The 21,369-nt window shown below is 72.4% G+C and carries 19 protein-coding genes and 1 pseudogene; 6 read left to right on the top strand and 14 right to left on the bottom strand.

Annotation, left to right across the window (positions count from 1 at the left end):
• The first annotated feature begins 6 nt into the window (after positions 1–6).
• The gene (locus ACIPJI_RS30260) at positions 7–678 is read left to right on the top strand and encodes a FadR/GntR family transcriptional regulator (protein WP_356625338.1); all 672 of its coding nucleotides are present in this window, start codon (positions 7–9) and stop codon (positions 676–678) included.
• A gap of 122 nt (positions 679–800) precedes the next feature.
• Here the strand turns inward: ACIPJI_RS30260 and ACIPJI_RS30265 are convergent.
• Both ACIPJI_RS30265 and ACIPJI_RS30270 read right to left on the bottom strand, forming a co-directional pair.
• Positions 801–1,578, bottom strand: a pseudogene (locus ACIPJI_RS30265) (SDR family NAD(P)-dependent oxidoreductase).
• Positions 1,575–2,894 carry an enolase C-terminal domain-like protein gene (locus tag ACIPJI_RS30270; protein WP_402249942.1) on the bottom strand — a complete coding sequence of 440 codons (1,320 nt, stop codon included), beginning with the start codon at positions 2,892–2,894 and terminating at the stop codon, positions 1,575–1,577. The pseudogene ACIPJI_RS30265 and the gene ACIPJI_RS30270 overlap by 4 nt, the downstream one beginning before the upstream one ends.
• 257 nt (positions 2,895–3,151) lie before the next feature.
• Between ACIPJI_RS30270 and ACIPJI_RS30275 the strand changes: the two genes are divergently transcribed.
• Positions 3,152–4,297, top strand: a complete 1,146-nt coding sequence (locus ACIPJI_RS30275; protein ID WP_356625334.1) for a PAC2 family protein — start codon at positions 3,152–3,154, stop codon at positions 4,295–4,297.
• Between the two features lie 88 nt (positions 4,298–4,385).
• Here ACIPJI_RS30275 and ACIPJI_RS30280 read toward each other — a convergent pair whose 3' ends face one another.
• The 5 genes from ACIPJI_RS30280 to ACIPJI_RS30300 form a co-directional block, all read right to left on the bottom strand.
• Positions 4,386–5,345, bottom strand: coding sequence for an SMP-30/gluconolactonase/LRE family protein (locus ACIPJI_RS30280; RefSeq protein WP_307705529.1), 960 nt, complete (start codon positions 5,343–5,345; stop codon positions 4,386–4,388).
• A gap of 154 nt (positions 5,346–5,499) precedes the next feature.
• Positions 5,500–6,729, bottom strand: coding sequence for a cysteine--1-D-myo-inosityl 2-amino-2-deoxy-alpha-D-glucopyranoside ligase (gene mshC, locus ACIPJI_RS30285; protein WP_307705530.1), 1,230 nt, complete (start codon positions 6,727–6,729; stop codon positions 5,500–5,502).
• Positions 6,730–6,821: 92 nt separating this feature from the next.
• A complete protein-coding gene (locus tag ACIPJI_RS30290; protein WP_307705531.1) occupies positions 6,822–7,649 on the bottom strand; it encodes an SCO1664 family protein in 828 nt (275 codons plus the stop codon).
• Entirely contained in the window at positions 7,613–8,203 is a 591-nt protein-coding gene (locus ACIPJI_RS30295) for a DUF3090 domain-containing protein (protein ID WP_005319485.1), read from the bottom strand. The genes ACIPJI_RS30290 and ACIPJI_RS30295 overlap by 37 nt, the downstream gene beginning before the upstream one ends.
• 91 nt (positions 8,204–8,294) lie before the next feature.
• A complete protein-coding gene (locus ACIPJI_RS30300; protein WP_356625333.1) occupies positions 8,295–8,996 on the bottom strand; it encodes a histidine phosphatase family protein in 702 nt (233 codons plus the stop codon).
• A 68-nt stretch (positions 8,997–9,064) separates the two neighbouring features.
• Between ACIPJI_RS30300 and ACIPJI_RS30305 the strand changes: the two genes are divergently transcribed.
• Positions 9,065–10,057 carry a magnesium and cobalt transport protein CorA gene (locus ACIPJI_RS30305; RefSeq protein ID WP_402249946.1) on the top strand — a complete coding sequence of 331 codons (993 nt, stop codon included), beginning with the start codon at positions 9,065–9,067 and terminating at the stop codon, positions 10,055–10,057.
• Between the two features lie 32 nt (positions 10,058–10,089).
• Here ACIPJI_RS30305 and ACIPJI_RS30310 read toward each other — a convergent pair whose 3' ends face one another.
• The 3 genes from ACIPJI_RS30310 to ACIPJI_RS30320 all read right to left on the bottom strand — a co-directional run bounded on the left by ACIPJI_RS30310 (position 10,090) and on the right by ACIPJI_RS30320 (position 13,701).
• Entirely contained in the window at positions 10,090–11,631 is a 1,542-nt protein-coding gene (locus ACIPJI_RS30310; protein ID WP_402249948.1) for a hypothetical protein, read from the bottom strand.
• A 1-nt stretch (position 11,632) separates the two neighbouring features.
• Positions 11,633–12,418, bottom strand: a complete 786-nt coding sequence (locus tag ACIPJI_RS30315; protein ID WP_402249950.1) for a ferritin-like domain-containing protein — start codon at positions 12,416–12,418, stop codon at positions 11,633–11,635.
• 233 nt (positions 12,419–12,651) lie between these two features.
• Positions 12,652–13,701 (bottom strand): LLM class F420-dependent oxidoreductase, encoded by a 1,050-nt coding sequence (locus tag ACIPJI_RS30320; RefSeq protein WP_307705536.1) that lies wholly within the window; start codon positions 13,699–13,701, stop codon positions 12,652–12,654.
• A 129-nt stretch (positions 13,702–13,830) separates the two neighbouring features.
• Between ACIPJI_RS30320 and ACIPJI_RS30325 the strand changes: the two genes are divergently transcribed.
• Complete coding sequence (locus tag ACIPJI_RS30325) at positions 13,831–14,814, top strand: aldo/keto reductase (protein WP_402249952.1); 984 nt, start codon at positions 13,831–13,833, stop codon at positions 14,812–14,814.
• Positions 14,811–17,336, top strand: a complete 2,526-nt coding sequence (locus ACIPJI_RS30330) for a helix-hairpin-helix domain-containing protein (RefSeq protein WP_402249954.1) — start codon at positions 14,811–14,813, stop codon at positions 17,334–17,336. Before ACIPJI_RS30325 ends, ACIPJI_RS30330 begins: the two co-directional genes overlap by 4 nt.
• A gap of 152 nt (positions 17,337–17,488) precedes the next feature.
• On the opposite strand, the gene ACIPJI_RS30335 is transcribed toward ACIPJI_RS30330, so the two are convergent.
• Positions 17,489–18,145 (bottom strand): hypothetical protein, encoded by a 657-nt coding sequence (locus tag ACIPJI_RS30335; protein WP_307705538.1) that lies wholly within the window; start codon positions 18,143–18,145, stop codon positions 17,489–17,491.
• A 47-nt stretch (positions 18,146–18,192) separates the two neighbouring features.
• Between ACIPJI_RS30335 and ACIPJI_RS30340 the strand changes: the two genes are divergently transcribed.
• Positions 18,193–18,381 (top strand): DUF5703 family protein, encoded by a 189-nt coding sequence (locus tag ACIPJI_RS30340; RefSeq protein WP_005319466.1) that lies wholly within the window; start codon positions 18,193–18,195, stop codon positions 18,379–18,381.
• 128 nt (positions 18,382–18,509) lie between these two features.
• Here ACIPJI_RS30340 and ACIPJI_RS30345 read toward each other — a convergent pair whose 3' ends face one another.
• The 3 genes from ACIPJI_RS30345 to ACIPJI_RS30355 form a co-directional block, all read right to left on the bottom strand.
• Positions 18,510–19,385, bottom strand: a complete 876-nt coding sequence (locus ACIPJI_RS30345) for a chaplin (protein WP_402249957.1) — start codon at positions 19,383–19,385, stop codon at positions 18,510–18,512.
• Positions 19,386–19,532: 147 nt separating this feature from the next.
• Positions 19,533–19,766 carry a chaplin gene (locus ACIPJI_RS30350; RefSeq protein WP_356622852.1) on the bottom strand — a complete coding sequence of 78 codons (234 nt, stop codon included), beginning with the start codon at positions 19,764–19,766 and terminating at the stop codon, positions 19,533–19,535.
• 167 nt (positions 19,767–19,933) lie between these two features.
• On the bottom strand, positions 19,934–21,259 hold the full coding sequence (locus tag ACIPJI_RS30355; protein WP_159693568.1) for a M20/M25/M40 family metallo-hydrolase: 1,326 nt from the start codon (positions 21,257–21,259) through the stop codon (positions 19,934–19,936).
• Positions 21,260–21,369: the final 110 nt, after the last annotated feature.

Consider the following 21,369-nt stretch of genomic DNA (forward strand, 5'->3'; position numbering starts at 1 on the left):
GCCGTCATGGCCGTGACCGACGAGGCCATCGAGAAGATCAAAGGGATGATCGTCTCCGGCGCGCTCCGCCCCGGCGACCGGCTGCCCAAAGAGAGCGAACTCGCCGCCGAACTGGGCCTGTCGCGCAACTCGCTGCGCGAGGCGGTACGGGCGCTGTCCCTGATCCGCATCCTCGACGTACGACAGGGCGACGGCACGTACGTCACGAGCCTCGACCCGCAACTGCTGCTCGAGGCGCTGAGTTTCGTCGTCGACTTCCACCGGGACGACACGGTGCTGGAGTTCCTCGCGGTACGCCGCATCCTGGAACCGGCGGCCACGGCGATGGCCGCGAGCCGCATCCCTGAGGCGGAACTGGACGCGCTGACCGCCCAGCTCGACGCGCTCGGCACCGCCCCGTCGGTCGAGGAACTCGTCGCGGCGGACCTGGACTTCCACCGTCGCATCGTCGGGGCCGCGGGCAACTCGGTGCTCTGCTCCCTCCTGGACGGCCTGTCGGGCCCCACGACGCGGGCCCGCGTCTGGCGCGGCCTCACCCAGGAGGACGCGGTCAGCCGCACCCTCCACGAACACCGCGCGATCCTGGCGGCGCTGCGGGACCGTGACGGCGAGGCGGCGCGGGCGTGGGCGACGGTGCACGTGGCAAGCGTGGAGCAGTGGCTCCGCGCAACGCTGTAGCGCCTGCGGCGGGCTTGGCCCCTACCCTCCCCCTACGGCCCGGCGGCCGCGCGGGGGGCGTCCTCGCGGCCGCCAGGCCGTAGGGAGGGCAGGGGAAACGCCCCTCGCAGCGGATGGTGGGGCTACCGCGGGGCGCGGAGGCGTAGGCCCTGCATCCCGCCGTCGACCGCGAGCGCGGTCCCCGTCACCGCCGCAGCCGCCGGACTCGCGAGGTACGCGACCGCCGCGGCCACCTCGTCGGCCAGGACGAGCCGCCCCGTCGGCTGACGGGCCTCGAGGGCGGCACGCTCGGCGGCGGGGTCTTCCGCCTGTTCCAGCAGGCGGGTCACCCACGGCGTGTCCGCGGTACCGGGGTTGACGCAGTTGACGCGGATGCCTTCCCGGACGTGGTCGGCCGCCATCGCGAGGGTCAGTGAGAGGACCGCGCCCTTGCTCGCGCTGTAGAGGGCGCGCTGCGGCAGGCCGGCCGTGGCGGCGATGGAGCAGGTATGGGTGAGGGAGACGGATCCGGACGGCCCGGCCGCCGCCGCGCGGCGCAGATGCGGCAGGGTGTGGCGGGCGACCCGGACCATGCCGATGACGTTCGTGTCGAGGACGCGCCGCCATTCGTCGTCGTCGTTGTCGGCGACGGTGCCGATCGCGCCGATGCCCGCGTTGGAGACCACGGTGTGCAGCGCTCCGAACTCGGCGGCGGCCGTGTCCACCGCGTCGGCCACGGCGGCGTCGTCGGTGACGTCGGCCTGGAGGGCGAGCGTGCCTGCCGGCGCCGCCGGTCTCGCGGTCCAGGACGGCGACGCGTGCCCCGCGCTCCAGCAGCAGCGCGGCGACGGCGGCCCCGATGCCGGAGGCGCCGCCGGTGACCAGTGCCGCCATGCCCTCGAAGTCCTTCGATCCGGTCATGAGCGTGCCTCCCCGACGGTGGGCCGGGCCTGCCGGACGGGCCCGTTCGGCCGGCTGTGGGCAGCGATCGAGCCGGGGAGCATCCGGGCGGAGAAGCCCGGCGCGCTCGGTGCCGCGTAACGGCCATCCACGATCACGGCCGGGTCCGCGAAGTGTTCGTGGAGGTGGTCCACGTACTCGATGACGCGGTCCTCCCAGCCGCCGGAGACGGCGACGAAGTCGAACATCGCGAGATGCTGCACGAGTTCACACAGTCCGACGCCGCCGGCGTGCGGGCAGACGGGGACGCCGTACTTGGCGGCGAGCAGCAGGATCGCGATGTTCTCGTTGACCCCGGCGACCCGTGCGGCGTCGATCTGGACGAAGTCGACGGCCCGGGCCTGGAGAAGCTGTTTGAAGACGACCCGGTTGGCGACGTGTTCACCGGTGGCGACCTTCACCGGCTGGGCCGCACGGACGGCGGCGTGGCCGAGTACGTCGTCGGGGCTGGTGGGTTCCTCGATCCAGTGCGGTTCGTACGGCGCCAGCGCGGTCATCCAGCGCACGGCTTCGGCGACGTCCCAGCGCTGGTTGGCGTCGACGGCGATGCGTACGGAGGGGCCGACGGCGGCGCGGGCCAGTTTCATCCGCCGGATGTCGTCCTCGATGTCCAGACCGACCTTCAGCTTGATCTGTCCGAATCCATCGGCGACGGCCTCCTTGGCGAGCCGGACGAGCTTCTCGTCGGAGTAGCCGAGCCACCCGGGCGAGGTGGTGTAGGCGGGGTAGCCCCGTTCCCTGAGCAGTGCGGCCCGCTCCGCCTTGCCCGGTTCCGCGGCGCGCAGCATGGCGAGGGCCTCCTGCCTGGTCAGCACGTCCGTCAGATAACGGAAGTCGACCAGTGAGACGAGCTCCTCCGGGGTCATGGAGGCCAGGAACTCCCATACCGGTCTGCCTGCCCGGGTGGCGGCCATGTCCCAGGCGGCGTTGACGACGGCGCCGGCCGCCATGTGGATGACGCCCTTCTCGGGGCCGAGCCAGCGCAGTTGGGAGTCATGGGTGAGGTCGTGGTGAAGGGCGGCGAGGTCGGCGGCGCAGGCGGGGGCGGGGCGGCCGACGACGTAGGGACGCAGCGCCTCGATCGCGGCGGCGACGATGTCGTTGCCGCGGCCGATGGTGAAGCAGAAGCCGTGGCCCTCGCTCCCCTCGTCGGTGCGCAGCACGAGGTAGGCGGCGGAATAGTCCGGGTCCGGGTTCATGGCGTCGGAGCCGTCGAGCTGATGCGACGTGGGGAAGCGGATGTCGTGGACCTCGAACTCCGTGACGGTCTGGCTCATGCACGCACCCCCGGTGAGATGAACATCGGACCTCTCATGGACATCCGATGTATAGCGCCGTTCGCTCCCCTCGGTCCAGCGAGTCGGCGAATTTCACCATGCACAGCTCGGATGAATCCGCCGCCGCACTGCTCCATGGCTCGCCGCAGGTCCGACGGCTCCCAAGTTCACCCGGCCGTGCACGGGGGCTGCGGCGGGGGGCGCGGAAAGCCGTAAGGTTGGGGCGTAAGAAAGGGAACTTCGGAAGGAGGCACTGGGTGATCGAGCTCGAGGGGATGCCCGAGCTGATCGACCCGGTCATGGTGGCCGCGTTCGAGGGCTGGAACGACGCCGGCGACGCCGCCTCCACCGCGGTCGCTCACCTGGACCGGGAGTGGAAGGGCGAGGTGTTCGCGGCGCTCGACGCCGAGGACTACTACGACTTCCAGGTCAACCGGCCCACGGTGTGGCTGGACGGCGGGGTACGCAAGATCACCTGGCCGACCACCCGGCTCTCCGTGGTCCGCGTCGGCGGCGACAAACCCCGGGACCTCGTGCTGGTCCGCGGTATCGAACCCTCCATGCGCTGGCGTTCGTTCTGCAACGAGATCCTGGGCTTCGCCCATGAACTGGGCGTGGAGATGGTGGTGATCCTCGGCGCGCTGCTCGGCGACACCCCGCACACCAGGCCGGTGCCCGTCAGCGGGATCACGTCCGACCCGGACCTCGCGAGAACGATGGATCTCGAGGAGACCCGGTACGAGGGGCCGACCGGGATCGTCGGCATCCTCCAGGAGGCCTGCACCCATGCAGGTGTGCCGGCGGTGAGCCTGTGGGCCGCTGTCCCGCACTACGTCTCGCAGCCGCCCAACCCGAAGGCGACGCTCGCGCTGCTCAACCGGCTGGAGGACCTCATCGGCCTCCGTATCCCGCTGGGAGAACTGGCGGAGGACGCCCGGGCCTGGCAGCTCGGTGTCGACCAACTGGCCGCGGAGGACAGCGAAGTGGCCGAGTACGTCCAGACGCTGGAGGAGGCGCGCGACACCGCGGAGCTGCCTGAGGCCTCGGGCGAGGCCATCGCCCGCGAGTTCGAACGGTATCTGCGCCGGCGCGACAGCGGAGGTCCCGGCGGTCATGCGACCGACGGCGGCGAGGGCTCGTATCTGCGCGACCCGGCGGGCGGGCGCACCAAGCCGCCGATGCCGCCGCGCCCCGAACCGGAGCCGGGTCCGCCCACGGACGAGGACCGCTCCGGCGGCCCGAGCGCCGGCGGCGACGAGGGGCAGGACCGGCCCCCGGCCGGCGAGGACGAGGGGACCGGCGGCCGGCCCGGCGAGCAGGAAGGCAGCGGCGACCGCGAGCGGGACGACAGCGGCGACGACCGCGGCGAGGGCGAAGACGGCGGCGAGCGGCCGGAGTCGTAGTCCGTAGCGGGAGCGAGCGGTACGGAGCGGGGTGGCACCGGGCAGACCGGCGCCACCCCGCTCCTCGTCCCTCACACCCCCCGGTCGCTCACACCCGGTCGACCGCCACGGCGTCGTACTCGGTGTCGGGCGTCGGCGGCACGTCGAAGCGCGCGTTGGGCAGGTAGATCCGGTCGCCCCAGGCAGCCGCCGTGGTGGGGATACGGAAGCGCGGGTCGGTGATCCGGGCGATCGGCGTGCCCCGGGTGCCCGCGGCGTTCAGCCGCACGACGTCGACCTGGTTCAACTGCTGCTGCACGATGTAGAGATGACGGCCGAGCAGCAGGAGGCCGTCGCCGAAGGGGATGGCCAGGTCCCCGAGGTCGACCCGGCGGGCGGTACCGTCACGCGGGTCCACCCGCATCAGCGAGCCGCCCCCCACCACGGTGTTGACCACCAGCAGAGCGCTGCCGTCAGGTGTCCGCGCGATCCCGTTGGCGGTGAAGTCCGTACCCTGCTCCCACTCACCGCCCAGCGCCACGGTGGCCACCTCGCGCGCCGCCTCGCCGTGCCGGTCCAACTCGAGCCGGTAGAGCTGGGGTCGGAACGAGTCGGTGAACCACGCCGCCTCCGGCGTCAGTACCACGTCGTTCACCATCGAGCCCTCCGCGCCGACGGTGAAGAGTTCGACGATCTCTCCCGAGCGCACATCAGCGACCCTGATCTCCCGGCTGAAGCCGCCGGAGAGGAACAGCCGCCGCTCCTGCCGGTCGATCTTCAGCCCGATGACGGAGCGTCCGGGGCCCAGCCCTTGCACGACCACCCGGCCGCGTCCGGTGGCCAGGCTCGCGCGGTAGACGTCGCCGTCGGCGATCGAGCCGAACCAGGCGTAGGGGCTGCGGCCGATGGTGATGCCCTCGGGCTGGAAGCCGTTCGGCAAGGGGATACGGGTCGGCCAGTTGCCCGGCGACGCGGCGCCGGCCGACCCGGCAGCGGGCCCGAGAAGCGCGGCCGCGCCGATGGCCGCTGCCGCGCCGAGTACCTCTCTGCGTGCGAAGACACGTTCCACGGTGTGTCCTTCCGGCAATGGTGGACGGATGGCCCGAGGGCCTGTTCCGTCACCTCACCACACGCCCGGCGCACGCGCCGCGAGAACGTGCAAGCGGAGGAACGGACTCCCGCCGGGCGCGTCGAAGGCGCCCGGCGGGAGTCGGAGAACGTGCCTAGAGTGCCACGCCCAGCAGGGCGTCGACGGCCCGGGACACCAGCCCCGGGGCGCCCTCGTCGGTCCCGCCCTCGGCCTGCTGGAGCGCCGCCCAGCGGTCCACGGCGGCGAGCGCCGACGGGGCGTCGAGGTCGTCGGCGAGGGCCGCGCGGATCTCCTCGACCAGAGCGTCGGCGGACGGTCCGTCGGGCCGGGAGACGGCGGCACGCCAGCGCCCTACGCGCTCCACCGCTTCCCGCAGCACCGCGTCGGTCCACTCCCAGTCGGCCCGGTAGTGGTGCGAGAGCAGCGCGAGCCGTATGGCGGCGGGGTCCACGCCGTCGCGGCGCAGCTTGGAGACGAAGACCAGATTGCCCTTGGACTTCGACATCTTCGCGCCGTCGAGGGCGACCATGCCGGCGTGGACGTACGCCTTGGCGAAGGGGTGCTCGCCCGTGAGCGCCTGGGCGTGCGAGGCGCCCATCTCGTGGTGCGGGAAGGCGAGATCGGAGCCGCCGCCCTGGACGTCGAAGCCCATGCCGAGGTGGTCGAGCGCGATGGCGACGCACTCGATGTGCCAACCGGGCCGGCCGCGGCCGAGCGAGCCGCCGTCCCAGCTCGGCTCGCCCTCACGGGCCGCCATCCACAGCATCGGGTCGAGCGGGTTCTTCTTGCCGGGCCGCTCGGGGTCGCCGCCGCGCTCGGCGGACAGCAGCCGCATCGCCTCCGCGTCGAGCCGGGACACCTCGCCGAAGTGCGGGTCGGACTCGACGGAGAAGTAGACGTCGCCTTCCAGCTCGTAGGCGGCGCCGGCGTCACGGAGCCGTTCGACGAGCGGCACGATGCCCGGAATCGCCTCGACCGCGCCGATGTAGTGGCGCGGCGGAAGCATCCGCAGCGCGGTCATGTCCTCGCGGAACAGCGCCGTCTCGCGCTCCGCGAGCTCGGTCCAGTCGTGTCCGTCGCGGTTGGCGCGCTCCAGCAGAGGATCGTCCACGTCCGTGACGTTCTGGACATAGTGAACCTGCCGCTTGGTGTCGAGCCACACGCGCTGCACGAGGTCGAACGCGTTGTAGGTCGCCGCGTGACCCATGTGGGTCGCGTCGTACGGTGTGATGCCGCAGACGTAGATACGGGCGACGGGACCGGGGTCAAGGGTCACCAGACCGTCGGTCGCGGAGTCGTGGATCCGGAGGTCGCGGCCCTTGCCGGGCAGGGCGGGGACCTCAGAAGCGGGCCAGGCATGCATGTCATGAGCGTAACCGGACGCATGTTCCGGATACGAACCGGATCACTGATCTTGACCGGTTGGGCACTCTTGCGGTCCGGCGGGCGCTGTGCCTATACGGGCGGCCAGGGGATCGCCGGCCAGTCACCCGACGGCACGGGATGCGTACCGGACCGGAGCAGGGCCGCCACCCGGCCGCTCAGGGCGGCCACCTCGGCCGGGGTGAGCAGTTCCGCCAGTCGGGTGGCGAGCGTCCCGCCGTCGGCGAGGGCCGTCGCCAGGGTCGTGAGCGCCGTGACCGCCTCAGCGGGCAGCGGCTCCCCCGCCCATCCCCACAACAGGGTGCGCAGCTTGTCGTCGACGTTGAAGGTGACCCCGTGGTCGATCGCGTAGAGCGTTCCGTCGGCGGTGGGCAGCAGGTGGCCGCCCTTGCGGTCCCCGTTGTTGATCACGGCGTCAAGGACGGCGAGCCTGCGCAGGCGCGGGTCGTCGGCGTGGACGAGCAGCGCGGTACGGCCCTCCCCCACCTCGGCGAAGCCGACCGCCTTCCAGCCCTCCCCCGGTTCCTCGTCCTCGACGAGCGCCAGCAGGGCGGCCTCCGGGTCGGCCTCGATCCACAACTGGACCATGCCCTGGCCGTAAGGGCCGTCCCGCAGCACCGTGGGCGGCACCAGACCCCAGCCGGTCGCCTGCGACACCTCGTACGCGGCGACCTCGCGCTGCGCGAGAGTGCCGTCGGGGAAGTCCCACAGCGGCCGTTCCCCCGCGATGGGTTTGTAGACGCAGTGGGCTTCCTCGCCCTCGTACGAAACCGCGCAGTACAGCACCGCGTTGGACGCCTCGCGCAGTCTTCCGCGTACGGTCAGTTCGCCCTTGGCCAGCAGCGTCAGCGCGTCGGGGGTGCTCACGCGCCCCGTCGGTATCCGTTCTGGCGCGGGCATACGTGTCCTTCCGGATCGAGGGGCAGGCTGCACAGGGGGCACGGCGGCCGGCCGGCGTTCACCACGTCCAGTGCGCGTTTGGCGAACGCCCTGGCCTGTGCGCCGGTGAGCCGGACCCGCAGCATCGGCGGGCCGTTCTCCTCGTCCTGCAGCAGCCGCTCCTCGGCCTCCGCGAGGTCCTCCTCGGACTCGGCCTCGAGCTCCACCAGCGCCTGTGCCTCGACGATCATGCGCTGTTCCTCGCCGTCCCAGGCCAGCGCCATCGTGCCGACGCGGAACTCCTCCTCGACCGGGTTGTCGAGCGGCGCGGTGTCGGCGACGTCCGCCGGCGCGACGGCCGGCACCGGCGCGTTGCCCCCGGTGCGGCGCACCACTTCGTCCAGCAGCTCGTCGATCCGCTCCGCGAGGGCGGCCACCTGAGTCTTCTCCAGGGCGACGCTGGTCACGCGTCCTGCGGCCGAGGCCTGCAGGAAGAACGTACGGCGGCCAGGCAGCCCGACCGTACCGGCCACGAAGCGGTCCGGCGGGTCGTAGAGGAACACCTGACGGGACACGTTCTGTCTCCCTTTGGATCGTCGGATCGGTCGGTTTCGGCATCCGGTGGACTTCAGCTTTTCGGCGCGTCCACCCTACTGCGCGGAGCGATCACGATGCGCCCGCGCCGCCCCCGACGACCGCGTCGCCGCTGTCGCCCTTCTCCTCCGGTCCCTCCGCGCGGGGAACGAGGGAGCCGAGATCGCCGGTGTCGCCGAGACGCAGCAGGAAGGGCCGGCTGCGGGTGTAGCGGATGGCGGTGACGGAGCACGGCTCGACGTGGATCCGCTGGAAGAGGTCGAGATGAAGCCCGAGGGCGTCGGCCACCAGGGACTTGATGATGTCCCCGTGCGAGCACATCAGATAGGCCGCGCCCTCGCCGTGCGCCTCGTCGATCCGGGCGTTCCAGTCACGGACGGCGTCGACGGCGCGCGCCTGCATGGCGCGCATGGACTCACCGCCGGGGAAGGACACCGCGGAGGGATGGTGCTGGACGACCTCCATCAGCGGCTCCTGCGCGAGCTCCTTGAGCTTGCGGCCCGACCACTCGCCGTAGAGGCACTCGCCGATGCGTTCGTCGGTCTCCGCGACGAGCCCTGGGCGGGCCGCGAGCAGAGGCGCGAGCGTCTCGCGACAGCGCTCCAGCGGGCTGGATACCACAGCCGCGAGCGGCACCGCGGCCAGTCGGGCGGGCAGCGCGGCCGCTTGTCCGGCTCCGTGCTCGTCGAGGCGGACACCCGGTGTCCAGCCGGCGAGCACTCCCTCGGTGTTGGCGGTGGAACGTCCGTGGCGTACGAGGATCAGCGTGGCCATGGGGGCCAGCCTACGGTCCCCGGGTGTCCGGCGGGCCGGGGGTGTGCCGGGGCGGAGGTCAGGGAAGAATGCGCGCCGTGATCGTGGACTGTGCCATCTACCGCGACGGGCGCCGCAGCGAGGGCCCGTCGGACTTCTCCGATGCCCTCGACGAGGCGCGGGCCACAGGGGACGCCTTCCTGTGGATCGGCCTGCACGAGCCGACGGAGGACGAGTTCGACCATGTCGCCGAGGAGTTCTCGCTGCATCCGCTCGCCGTCGAGGACGCGCTCAAGGCCCATCAGCGGCCCAAGCTCGAGGTGTACGACGACTCGCTGTTCGTGGTCCTCAAACCCGTGGTGTACGAGCCGAAGAGCGACTCCGTGACCACGGGCGAGCTGATGGTCTTCATAGGCGATTCGTTCGTGGTGACGGTCCGGCACGGCGAGGGCGCTCCGCTGCACGCGGTCCGCGAACGGCTGGAGGCGGAGCCGGCGGTGCTGAGGCACGGCCCGACCGCGGTGCTGTACGCGGTCAGCGACGCCATCGTCGACCACTACATCGAGGTCGCGGCCGAGCTCCAGGTGGACCTGGAGGAGCTGGAGGCCGAGGTCTTCGAGCCGGCGCGCAGGGACGCGAAGAACACGGCGGCCCGGATCTACACGTTCAAGCGGCAGGTGCTCGAGTTCCGGCGGGCGGCCGGGCCGCTGGCGGCGCCGATGGCCCGGCTCGCGGGTGCGGGCGTGCCGTTCGTCCATGAACACTCCCAGCCCTTCTTCCGTGACGTCAGCGACCACCTGACGCGGGCGAACGAGCAGGTGGAAGGGCTGGACCGGCTGCTGTCGGACATCCTGTCGGCCCACCTCGCCCAGATGGGCGTGCGGCAGAACGACGACATGCGCAAGATCTCGGCGTGGGCGGCCATGGCGGCGGTGCCGACGATGGTGGCGGGGATCTACGGCATGAACTTCGAGCACATGTGGGAGCTGAAGCAGGTGTGGGCGTACCCGACGGTGCTCGTGCTGATGGCGGGCGCCGTCTACGGGCTCTTCCGGCTCTTCAAGCGGCGCGGCTGGCTCTGAGGATTCTCGGGCCCGACGCCGCGGGACGGCGGTCAGCGTCCCGTCCCGGGTGGCCCGGCCGCGGGACTGACATAGGCGCGGAGCTCGGGACGGGACGGGAGTCCGGGCAGGGTCAGCAGCCGCCAGCCGCGGGTGAACGACGGCGGCCGGTTGTGGCCCTCCACCACATAGGCCACCGCCTGTTCCTCACCGAGCCGTGCGAGGGCGGGCCGGGTGATGCTGCCGTCGTGTCCGCCGATCTGACGGGACGCGCAGCCGGCGCGCAAGGCGATCCGGGGCGCCTCGCTGCCGCTGACCACGCACGGTTCCCGCACGCCGTTGCGGCGCAGCTCCGAGACGATCCTGTCGAAGGCCTTGTGGTTGTTCCGGCTGCGCTCCATCGTGCCGTTCAGTACGGCGTACTGGACCGTCAGATGGCCGGCCAGTGCCAGGCCCAGCACGACGGCCGCCGCTGCCCGCGGCCGTGCGCTCACGGCGATCCGCCCGAGGCACACCGCGACCGGCAGGGCCAGCAGCGCGTACGCGGGCAGCAGGAAGCGCGGCGCGGCGTAGCCGATCAGCAGCAGGTACGGCACGGCCAGCGACAACCCCACGAGCGCCGGCACCAGCACGGCGGAGGGACGCACGGCGGTCGGGGCCGCGGTGAAGGGGCACCGCCTGCGCGCGGCGACCGCTGCGCCCCCGGCGGCCAGCGGCCACAGGACGAGGAACCAGACCGCGGCGACCGGCTTGCGCCACGGCACGTCGCAGGGGCGGCAGAGCGACCGGCCCTCCAGAGCGCGCAACTGGTCGTCGACGGCGAAGTGCGGGCCCAGGTGCCCCTGGATCTCACCGGCCCGCCGCAGCCGGGCGAGCAGCCCGTCGTAGGCGACGTAGGCCTCGACGATCCACGGCAGGCAGCCGAGGACGGTGCCCGCGGCGAGCGCCACGAGCAGCGCCGGCCGGCGGGCCGCGCGGGACAGCAGTGCGACGGCGGCGAGCGGCAACAGGAGCCAGACGGCGTCGCTCGGCCGCATGAGCGCGACGAACACCAGGCCCGCGCCCGTCCCGAGGAGCCCTGCCCGGTCGAAGGGGTCCCGGGCCGCCCGCAGGAAGCAGCCGACGGTGAACAGCGCCCCGAGCGCGACCCAGAGGTTGGGCATGACCTGCGGACCGTAGAACACGGTGATCCACAGGCCGGCGAACAGGCCCCCGGCGAGGGCGAGAACACGAGGGGGCAGCAGCGTCCGCCACACGGCCAGGGCGGCGAACAGGCCGGCGCCCGAGAGCACGGCCAGGAAGACGCGCAGCACCTCGACGGAGGACGTCAGAGCGGTCACCGGAGCGACGAGAAACGTGATGCCGCGGGCGCGCGGGGCGCTGAAGAAGGCGGCTTCCGATCCGCGTGCGACCTGGCTGACGTAGACCGACTCGTCCCAGCCGAGGCCCGTTCCGAAAACGGCCAGCGCGAGTTGGACCACCGTGTAGGCGGCGGCGACGGCGGCGATCCACAGCAGGCCGTCGGCCCGGCGTGCCGGGCCCGGCCATGTCGGGGCGCGGGGGCGGACGGGCGCCAGGTCCGGGGTCCTGTTCACATCAGAAGGCGGGAGCCGTGGTGACGGGGCCGTCGAGGGCGCCGCGGCGCTCCGGCATCCTGAGGTCGACCATGCGACGCCAGCCGCCGAGCCGCTCGTACGCGTACATCGCGTGGATGCCGGCGGCCAGCACGACGGACCTGGCCTTGGACCAGCGCAGCAACTGTCCCATGTGCGCCATGACGGCGAGGCTCACGTCGCGGTGGACCCGGATCTCGGCGAGCGCGCTGTCACGCAGCACACGCTGGATGGTGCGGCCGTGGCCGGCGGCGGCGAGACGCAGCAGCTCCTCGTGGCAGTAGGCGAGGTGGTTCTCCTCGTCGTCGGAGATCATCCTGATGGCCTTGCCGAGCTCCGGATGGTCGCCGAAGTACTTCACGAGCATGTGCATCTGGTCGGCCGCCCGCTGCTCGGTGACCCGACTGTGCGAGAGGTAGACGACGATGTCGTGCTCCGTCAGCCGCTCGTCACGGCGGAGTTTCTCATGGGCGAGGCCGATGCCGCGCTGCTCCAGCAGCATGGTGTAGTCGGTCTCCGGCGGTACCGGGACGGGGTCCAACTGCCGCTTCTTGAGCAGGGCGTTGAACAGGCGGCCGTGCTTGTCCTCGTCCGCCCCGTGCCGGGTGATCCTCGGAGCCAGGTCACGCATGCTCTCCGGGACGAGCGCGGCGATGCGCCCGTTCTCCCAGCCTCCCTGCGTCTCGCCGCTGGCGGCGATGGAGCAGAAGAGCTGGAAAGTGTCGTCGCTGTCGACGATCTCCTGGAAGAGACTCCGGGCCGAGAGCATGACTGCCACCTCCGTCGGACCTTCGGGACATCCGCAAAGAACGAGTCAAATGCGGGACGTCGGCCCAGGCAACAGGTAAGTGGGCCAACTCGCCCGAACGGACCACAGGAAGGACACAGTCGGCAGTAACCGCCACGGCCGTCGCGCGTTGTACCGCGTGACGGCCGTGGCGGGGAAGACCCCCGAGCCCCCACCACGGCCGCAGACTTCCCGTGGCGGGGCCTTTGCCGTCGTCAGGCGAGGCCCGCGCGCTCCAGGGCCTCGGTGCCGGCGCGCAGTGCGCTGATCCGCTCGTCGAGCGTGAAGCCGGCGGGGGCGAGGGTCAGGGTGGTGACACCGGCCGCCGCGTAGGCCTGCATCCGGTCGGCGATCCGCTCCACGGGTCCGAGCAGCGCGGTCTGGTCGATCAGGGTGTGCGGGACGGCGGCGGCCGCGCCGGCCTTGTCGCCGTCGAGGTACTTGTCCTGGATCTCGGCGGCTTCCTTCTCGTAACCCATGCGCTGGGCGAGCTGGTTGTAGAAGTTCTGCTTGCGGCTGCCCATACCGCCGACGTACAGCGCGGTGTACGGCCGGAACATGTCGGCCAGGCCGGCCACGTCGTCGCCGACCGCGAGCGGCAGGGTCGGGCAGACGTCGAAGCCCTCCATCGTCCTCCCCGCCTTCTCGCGGCCCGCGCGGATGTGCCGCAGCGCGGTGTCCTCGATGTGGTCGGCGGACGGGAAGATCAGCAGCGCGCCGTCCGCGATCTCACCGGTCTGCTCCAGGTTCTTCGGGCCGATCGCCGCGATGTAGAGCGGGATGTGCTCACGCTGCGGGTGCACGGTGAGCTTGATCGGCTTGCCCGGCCCGTCGGGCAGCGGAAGCGTCCAGTGCTCACCCTCGTACGACAGGCGCTCACGGGACATCGCCTTGCGGACGATCTCGACGTACTCGCGGGTGCGGGCGAGCGGCTTGTCGAACTTCACGCCGTACCAGCCCTCGGAGACCTGCGGTCCGGAGACGCCGAGGCCGAGCCGGAAACGGCCGCCCGAGAGGGAGTCGAGCGTGGCTGCGGTCATCGCGGTCATGGCCGGCTGGCGGGCCGGGATCTGCAGGATCGCGGAGCCGACGTCGATGCGCTCGGTCTGGGCGGCGACCCAGCTGAGCACCGTCGGGGCGTCCGAGCCGTACGCCTCCGCCGCCCAGCAGACGTCGTAGCCGAGCCTGTCGGCCTCCTGCGCGACGGCGAGGTTGTCGCCGTCCATGCCCGCGCCCCAGTAGCCGAGGTTGATGCCGAGCCGCATAACCGCTCCCTCTTACTGATCAGTAACGTGCCTGTGCCGGGACTCTAGCGCGGGTGCGGTCGATCCGGCAGGGGCACGTTGTCCACAGGCTCTCTCAGTGTGGGCCCCTGGCCAGTAATCTCAGCGCCCATGGAGCAGAGGCATCTCGGCCGCACCGGCCTGCGCGTGTCCCGCATCGGACTCGGCACCCTGACATGGGGCCGGGACACCGACGAGCACGACGCGGCCGACCAGTTGAAGGTTTTCTGGGAGGCGGGCGGCACGCTGGTCGACACCGCCGACGTGTACGGCGGCGGGGACGCGGAGTATCTGCTCGGGCAGCTCGTCGAGCGGCTCGTGCCGCGTAGCGAGCTCGTGATAGCGACCAAGGCCGGCAGCGTGCCGGACCCCGACCGGCGCTTCGACGGCTCACGCGGTCACCTCCTCGCCGCGCTCGACGCGTCGCTGGCACGCCTGGGCACCGACTACGTGGACCTGTGGCAGGTCCACGCCTTCGACCCGGACACACCGCTGGACGAGACACTCCAGGCGCTGGACATCGCCGTCAGCAGCGGGCGCGCCCGGTACGCGGGCGTGTCGAACTTCTGCGGCTGGCAGCTCGCGAAGGCGGCGACCTGGCAACTGGCCGCGCCGGGCGTACGCACCCGGCTCGCGAGCACGCAGATGGAGTACTCGCTGCTTCAGCGGGGCGTGGAGCGAGAGGTGCTCCCTGCCGCCCTCGACCTCGGGGTGGGGCTGCTGCCGTCGTCGCCGCTCGGGCGGGGAGTGCTCACCGGCAAGTACCGCACGGCCACGCCGTCCGACTCCCGGGGCGCGTCGGAGCAGATGGCGCCGTTCGTGGAGCCGTATCTGGACGAGGCGGCGAGCAGCATCGTGGACGCGGTGGTCACGGCCGCGGACGGCCTGGCGGCGACGCCGGTGGAGGTGGCGCTCGCGTGGGTCAGGGACCGGCCGGGCGTGGTGGCGCCGATCGTCGGCGCGCGCAACGCGCAGCAGCTCATGGCGGCGTTGTCGGTGGAGGCGCTTAGTCTTCCTGACGAGATCCGCCGGGCGCTCGACGATGTGTCGGCGCCCGTCCACCGCTATCCCGACCAGGACTGGAGCACGCTGTGACTGCGCCTTCCCGGGGGACACCCCCCGGTTCCCCGGCCGCGGGGCCGCCCGCCGACACCGCCGAAGAGGCGGTCGCGCCGGGGCCCGGCGGCTCGCCGCCGACCGAGGGCGCGGGTGCCGCGGAGGCGGCGGAGACGGCCGGGGACACCGCGGCCGCCGGTGCGGCGGGCGCGGGTGGCGAGGCGGCGAACTCCGGCGACGGGCTCGAGGACGGCGCCGCGAGCAGCGCGGGCGCAGGCGCCGACACGGCGGACAACGGTCCAGGCGTCGCCGACGCAGACGCGAGCGCGGCGACAGACCACACACCCGCCGGAGGCAGGGCCGGCATGGTCGGCGCGGACGAAGCCGGTGCCGACTCGCAGGACGACGGGAGCGTCGCGGGCGCGAGCCGCGACGACGCCACCGCCGGCGGCGAAGAGGACGCCGGCTCCCGGGACGAGGACGCGAACGAGGCCCGCGCGGGCGACGGCGACGGGCCTAAGGACGACGCGAGCCTCCCGGGCGCGAGCCGCGACGGCGGCCCAACCGCCGACGGCGAAGAGGCGGCCGGGGCGGGTGCCGGTGCGGACGGTGCCGGCGATGGCGGGGTGAGCGAGGCCGAGGCCGAGATCGCCGCGCAGCGGGAGCTCCGGGCGCGGATCGAGCAGCGCAAGGCGGAGAAGGAAGGGCCCATCGACAGCGGGGCAAAGCTGAGCGGCAAGGCCGCGGACCTGCTCGCCGCCGTGCGGGCCGTGGAGAGCGGCGAGAAGGCGGCCACCGCCTACTTCGACTCGCCCCCGCCCGAGCCGCGGCGGGCCGCTCCCGCAGCCGCCCCGCCGGTCCGGCCCCGGGCCGCCGAACCTGCCCCGGCCGCCGTCCCCGCGGAGGCACTCGCCGGCGCGCGGGCCGTGCTGCTCAAGGGCGGCGCGCCCGAATCGCTCGCCCCGCAGGTGGCCGAGCTGCTCGGCGAGTCAGCGGGCGAAGCGCTCGCCGAGGACCCCTGGCGGTTGCTCTCGGTGCCCGGCGTGCGGCCGGAGCAGGCCGACGGTTTCGCGCGGGCGCTCCTCGGCGCGGAGGCGACCCCCGGCGACGAGCGCCGGACGTCCGCCCTCGTCACCTGGGTACTGGAGCGTGCCGCACTCCAGGGGCACACCGCCCTCGAGGCCTCGGCCCTGCGTGCCGCGCTCGCGGAGCGGTCGGTGCCGGACCCGGAGGAGGCCGTGCAGCAAGCGGTCGCGGACGGCACGGTGCTGGTGTTCCAGGAGGGCGTGGAGGAAGACGCTCCCGTCACCGTCCTCCTCGGGCTCGACCGGTACGCGATGGCGGAGGAGAGCCTCGCGGACGGCTTGGCGAGGCTGGTCAGGACCGGGCCTTCAGAGGTCTGGGAGGGGACCGAGCTCATGCGGGCGGCGGGCGCGAACGGCCTGGTCGTCCACACCGGCGGCGAGGCCGCCAGGGCGGAGCCGGTAGCGCTCGCGGAGCAGGCCCGCGCCATGGGACTGCGGGCGGCTGTGGCGGTGCACGGGGAGAACGGGGTGCGCCGGCTCGGTCCGGCCGCCGGCGCCGTCACCGTCGCGGACCTATTGTCGGGCGCCGCGGGGCCCGGCCGCGACGAGGACGGCGCGTTCGCTCTCGATCTGCTCGTCGTGCTGGACGCGCCGCAACTCGACGTGGAGACCGCGGCGATGCTGGTGGAGTCCATGCCCGACGGCAGCAGGCTGGTGCTCGGCGGCGACCCTGGGGTGCTGGGCGGCGCGGGCGCGGGCCGGGTGTTCGCGGACGTGCTCGCCGCGCGGGTGTGTCCGCAGGTCGCGTCCCGTACGCCCGACCCCGGTCCGCTCGGGGAACTGGTCTCGGGTATCAGCGTCGGAGAGCTGAACCAGGTCGAGGCCCCCGGCAAGGAGGTCGTGATCGTCCCGGTGCGGGACGCCGGCGAGGCGGTGCACCGTACGGTCCAGCTGGTTGCGGACTCCGTTCCCCGGGCCATCGGGGTGCCGGCGGAGCAGACCCAGGTGATCACCGTCGGCCACGGCGGCTCGGCGGGCACCCGTGCCCTCAACGCGGCACTCAAGCAGCGCCTGAACCCGGGAGCAGGCCGCTTCGCCGGCTTCGACCCGGGCGACCGGGTCGCCTACGCGCAGGCGCTCGGCCGGACGGTCACCGGCACGGTCGTCTCCGCCGGCCCCGACGGACTGCACCTCGACTGCGAGGGCACGAGGACCGTCGTGCCGAGGGAGCGGGTGGACTCCGCGCTGCGACATGGCTGGGCGCTCACCGCGCACCAGGCGGCGGGCATGCGGTGGCCCGCGGTGGTCGTCGTGCTGCCGGGCGACGCCGCGCAGTCCCTGAGCCGGCCGTGGGTGCACACGGCGTTCGGCCGGGCGGAGCGCCATCTGTCGGTGGTGCACGGCGTGGACCAGGCACTGCCGCGCGCCGTCGCGGAGCGGCCCGGCGCCGAGCGCACCACCAGGCTGCGGACGCTGCTGGAGGGCCTACTGGCAGAGCCGGCTGCGCAGCCGCCGGCGCCGGGCGGGGCAGAGTGACGGCCCCCGGCCCGTGGCGACTCGGAAGTCGCCACGGGCCGGGGGCCGGGGCCGGGCCGTGCCCGGTGGAAAGGCCGGATCCGTCCGGCGGCGCGCCCCGCCGGGCGTGCGGTCACGGAAGAGCGCCGGCGGTCACGGACAGGTGCCGGCGGTCAGTCCTCGTCGTCCAGGTCCAGTGGCTCCTCGCGCAGCTCGTCCTCGTCGAAGACGGCGCTGACGTCGAAGCGGCAGACGACCCGCTCCGGGTCGGCCTGGTCGAAGGGGACGCTCAGCCACTCGCCGGGCTCCGGAAGCTCGTCCGCGGCGGCGACCCACAGCGTGGAGTCGCCCTCCTCCAGACCGAACTCCTTGTGCCGCGAGGCGATTTCGTCCGGTTCGTACTCGCCGAAGAGCACGCCGAGGGCGGCGTGCACGCTCGTACCGACGACCGGGGCGCCGGCCGCGCTCACTTCCTCCGGATCGACGTCCGCGATGCGCTGCGCCTGGGCCAGCAGTCGCTGCGGCTCCACCACCGCGTAGTCACGGCGGATCAGCACGCTGAGCGCGTTCGGCTCCTCCGGGCCCGCGTACGGCGGCAGCGAGTCGTCCGCGCCAGGGATCTCGAAGGGGGTGACCTCGTCGTACCGGTCGTAGAGCCGCTCGTCGTACGCCTCCGCCGCCGCGGCGAGCGCGTTGAAAGCGTCGTAGACGGCCGGGTCGTCGTCTCCCGTGCGGTTCTCGACCGCCTCGAGGTGACGGTCCAGTGCGGCTTTGACCGCCTCGGCGGCGGCACGTACCTCGGCAGCGGTGGGCTGCGCAGCATCAGACATAGTGCAGACGCTATCCGTACCGGGGCGGTGCCCGCACAATAGATGCGATGCCGGAATACGAATTTGTCGACGTGTACGTGCCGCGCGGGGTCTCCCGCAAGGAAGCGACCCGTCTGCTGACCGACCATGCCGAGTACGGACACTGGGAGTTGGACCGATTGAGCCTGCACCGGGACGGCAGCCGCAGAGTGCGGCTGCGCCGGCGCATCATCCGCCAGGTACGCGCCACCTGGTGATCGCGAGCAGATACAGAGCAGGTACAGGAAAGGAGCGGGCCCGCGATCGCGGGACCCGCTCCTCGACGTACCGCGGTACGGGACAGCACCGTAGCCGTGCCCGTGACCGCCGTGGCCCTGGCGTGCGCCTACGCGGCCGCGCGGGCCCTGCGGTAGAGCACCGCTCCGGCGAGCAGCAGTCCGACGCCCGCCGGTGCCAGGATGTCCAGCGCGTCCATGCCGGTCTCCGCGAGTTCGCCGTCGCTGCCACCGGGCGTGACGCTCTGGGGTCCGGGCGCGTTCGGCTCGCTCGGTGTCCCAGGGGTTTCCGGAGTCTGCGGCTCGTTGGGCTCCTCCGGCTGGTTCGGCTCCTCCGGGGTGCCGGGCTCCTCCGGGCCGCCGGGCGGGGTGCCGCCCGAGTCGTTCACACATTCGCTGCCGAACGCGGGGTTGAGGAGACCGCCGACGCCGATGCTGTTGCCGCAGACGTTGACGGGCAGGTTGATCGGCGCCTGGACCTGGTTGCCCGAGCCGATGCCCGGCGAGTTGCTGACGCTGCCTTCCGCCCCGGAGCCACCGCCACCGTTGGTGCCCGACCTGGAGACGTTGGCGCATTCGTTGCCGAACGTGGGGTTGAGCAGCCCGACGACGCCGACGTTGTTGCCGCAGACGTTGACGGGCGCGTCGATCGGCGCCTGGACCTGGTTGCCCGAGGCGATGCCCCCTGAGTTGCTGACGCTGCCCTCCGCTCCGGAGCCACCGCCACCGTTGGGGCCCGACTCGGAGACGTTGGCGCATTTGTTGCCGAACGTGGGGTTGAGCAGCCCGACGACGTCCACGGTGTTGCCGCAGGCGTTCACGGGCACGTGCACCGGAGCCTGGACCGAGTTGCCGGACAGCAAGCCCGGTGAGTTCGACGCCTCTCCGAGCGCCCCGGAGTCCGCCTGGGCGTAGCCGCCGCCGAGGGCGAGTACGCCTCCCGCGGCAGCCACGGTGATCAGGCCTTTGCGCGTGACCTGTCGCATGTCTTGATGCCCTGCCTTCCAGCTTCACGAGTACCCCTGGGCACACGCCGAGGGGGTTGGAAGAAGCGGGCGGCTCCGGAGCGCATGGCACGCACTCCGGAGCCGCCCGGATTCACTCCCGGCCTCATGTGGGCCGGAAACATAACGTCAGGCGTTGACGCAGGTGTTGCCGAAGGCGGGGTTCAGCAGGCCGATGACGTCCGCCGTGTTGCCACACGCGTTCACGGGCACGTGCACCGGCACCTGGAGCAGGTTGCCCGACAGTGTGCCGGCGGAGTCGACAGCGGCACCGTGGGCGCCGGAGTGGGCCATGGCCATGCCCCCACCCGCGAGCACCAAACCACCGGCGGCAGCCGCGGTCGCGACGACCTTCTTGATCATTGTTCCTCCTGTTGGCAAGTGCGGTCCCAGCCGCGGACCGCATCACCTGTAACGAGGAGGAGGCACCTGGGCTACGAGCTGTAACCCCCATTCACTCTTTCAAGTCACATGCGCACGCGTAGGCGATTATCGGAGCGTCATGCCGGCCGGCGCGTGGGCGGACGAGCTCAGCACTGGTCGATGAACCGGTCGAGGACCCGCACGCCGAACTTCAGGCCGTCCACCGGCACCCGCTCGTCCACGCCGTGGAACATGCCGGCGAAGTCCAGCTCCGGCGGCAGCTTGAGCGGGGCGAAGCCGAAGCAGCGGATGCCCAGGTCGTCGAAGGACTTGGCGTCGGTGCCGCCCGACAGCATGTAGGGCACGGCCCTCGCGATCGGGTCCTCCGCCTTCAGCGCCACCTGCATCGCGTCGACGAGCGCCCCGTCGAAGCTGGTCTCCAGGGCCTTGTCGCCGTGCACGTCCTCGCGCCTGACCCGGGGGCCGAGCAGCCGGTCCAGTTCGGCGAGGAACTCCTCCTCGTAGCCGGGGAGGAAGCGCCCGTCCACGTGCGCGGTCGCCTGGCCGGGGATGACGTTCACCTTGTAGCCGGCGCCGAGCATGGTGGGGGCCGCGGAGTTCCGCAGGGTGGCGCCGACCATTTTGGCAATGCCGCCGAGCTTGGCGAGGGTGGCGTCCATGTCCTCCGGGTCGAGGGGCGTTCCGAGCGCGTCGGACAGTTCGTCGAGGAAGGAGCGCACGGTCTTGGTGACCCTGACCGGCCAGGTGTGGCGGCCGAGCCGGCCGACGGCCTCACACAGCTCCGTGATGGCGTTGTCGTTGTTGGTCATGGAGCCGTGGCCGGCGGTGCCGTCCACCGTCAGGCGCATCCAGTGCATGCCCTTCTGCGCCGTCTCGACGAGGTAGAGCCGCAGATTCTCGTTGACGGTGAAGGAGAAACCGCCGACCTCACCGATGGCCTCCGTGACCCCTTCGAACAGGTCCGGGTGCTCGTCGACGAGGTACCGGGCGCCGTACGTGCCGCCCGCCTCCTCGTCGGCGAGGAAGGCCAGCACGATGTCGCGCGGGGGCTTACGGCCGCTGCGCAGCCTGTCCCGTACGACCGCGAGGGTCATCGCGTCCATGTCCTTCATGTCGACCGCGCCCCGGCCCCACACGCAGTCCTCCGCGATCTCGCCGGAGAACGGGTGATGGGTCCAGTCGTCCGCGTTCGCGGGGACGACGTCGAGATGGCCGTGGATCAGCAGGGCGGGCCGCGACGGGTCCTCGCCCTCGATGCGGGCCACGGTCGAGGCGCGGCCCCGGTGCGACTCGAGGATCTGCGGCTCCAGACCGACCTCGGCGAGTTTCTCGGCGACGTACTCGGCGGCCGCGCGCTCACCGGGGCCCGAGTGGTCGCCGTAATTGCTGGTGTCGATCCTGATCAGCTCACGGCAGAGATCGACGACCTCGTCCTCGCCCGTGACCGCCCGGGCCGTGTTCGACTCGCTCACGCTGATTCCTCCCGCTGTCGCTGCTGGTGGTCCGCCTCATCCTCTCGTCATCGTGCCCTTGGCCCAAGGGCCGGTCCCCGGCCGTCGCAGCGGCCGTCGGGTGAACCGGG

It is taken from the genome of Streptomyces sp. NPDC086835 (genome assembly GCF_044745705.1).
Lineage (GTDB): Bacteria > Actinomycetota > Actinomycetes > Streptomycetales > Streptomycetaceae > Streptomyces.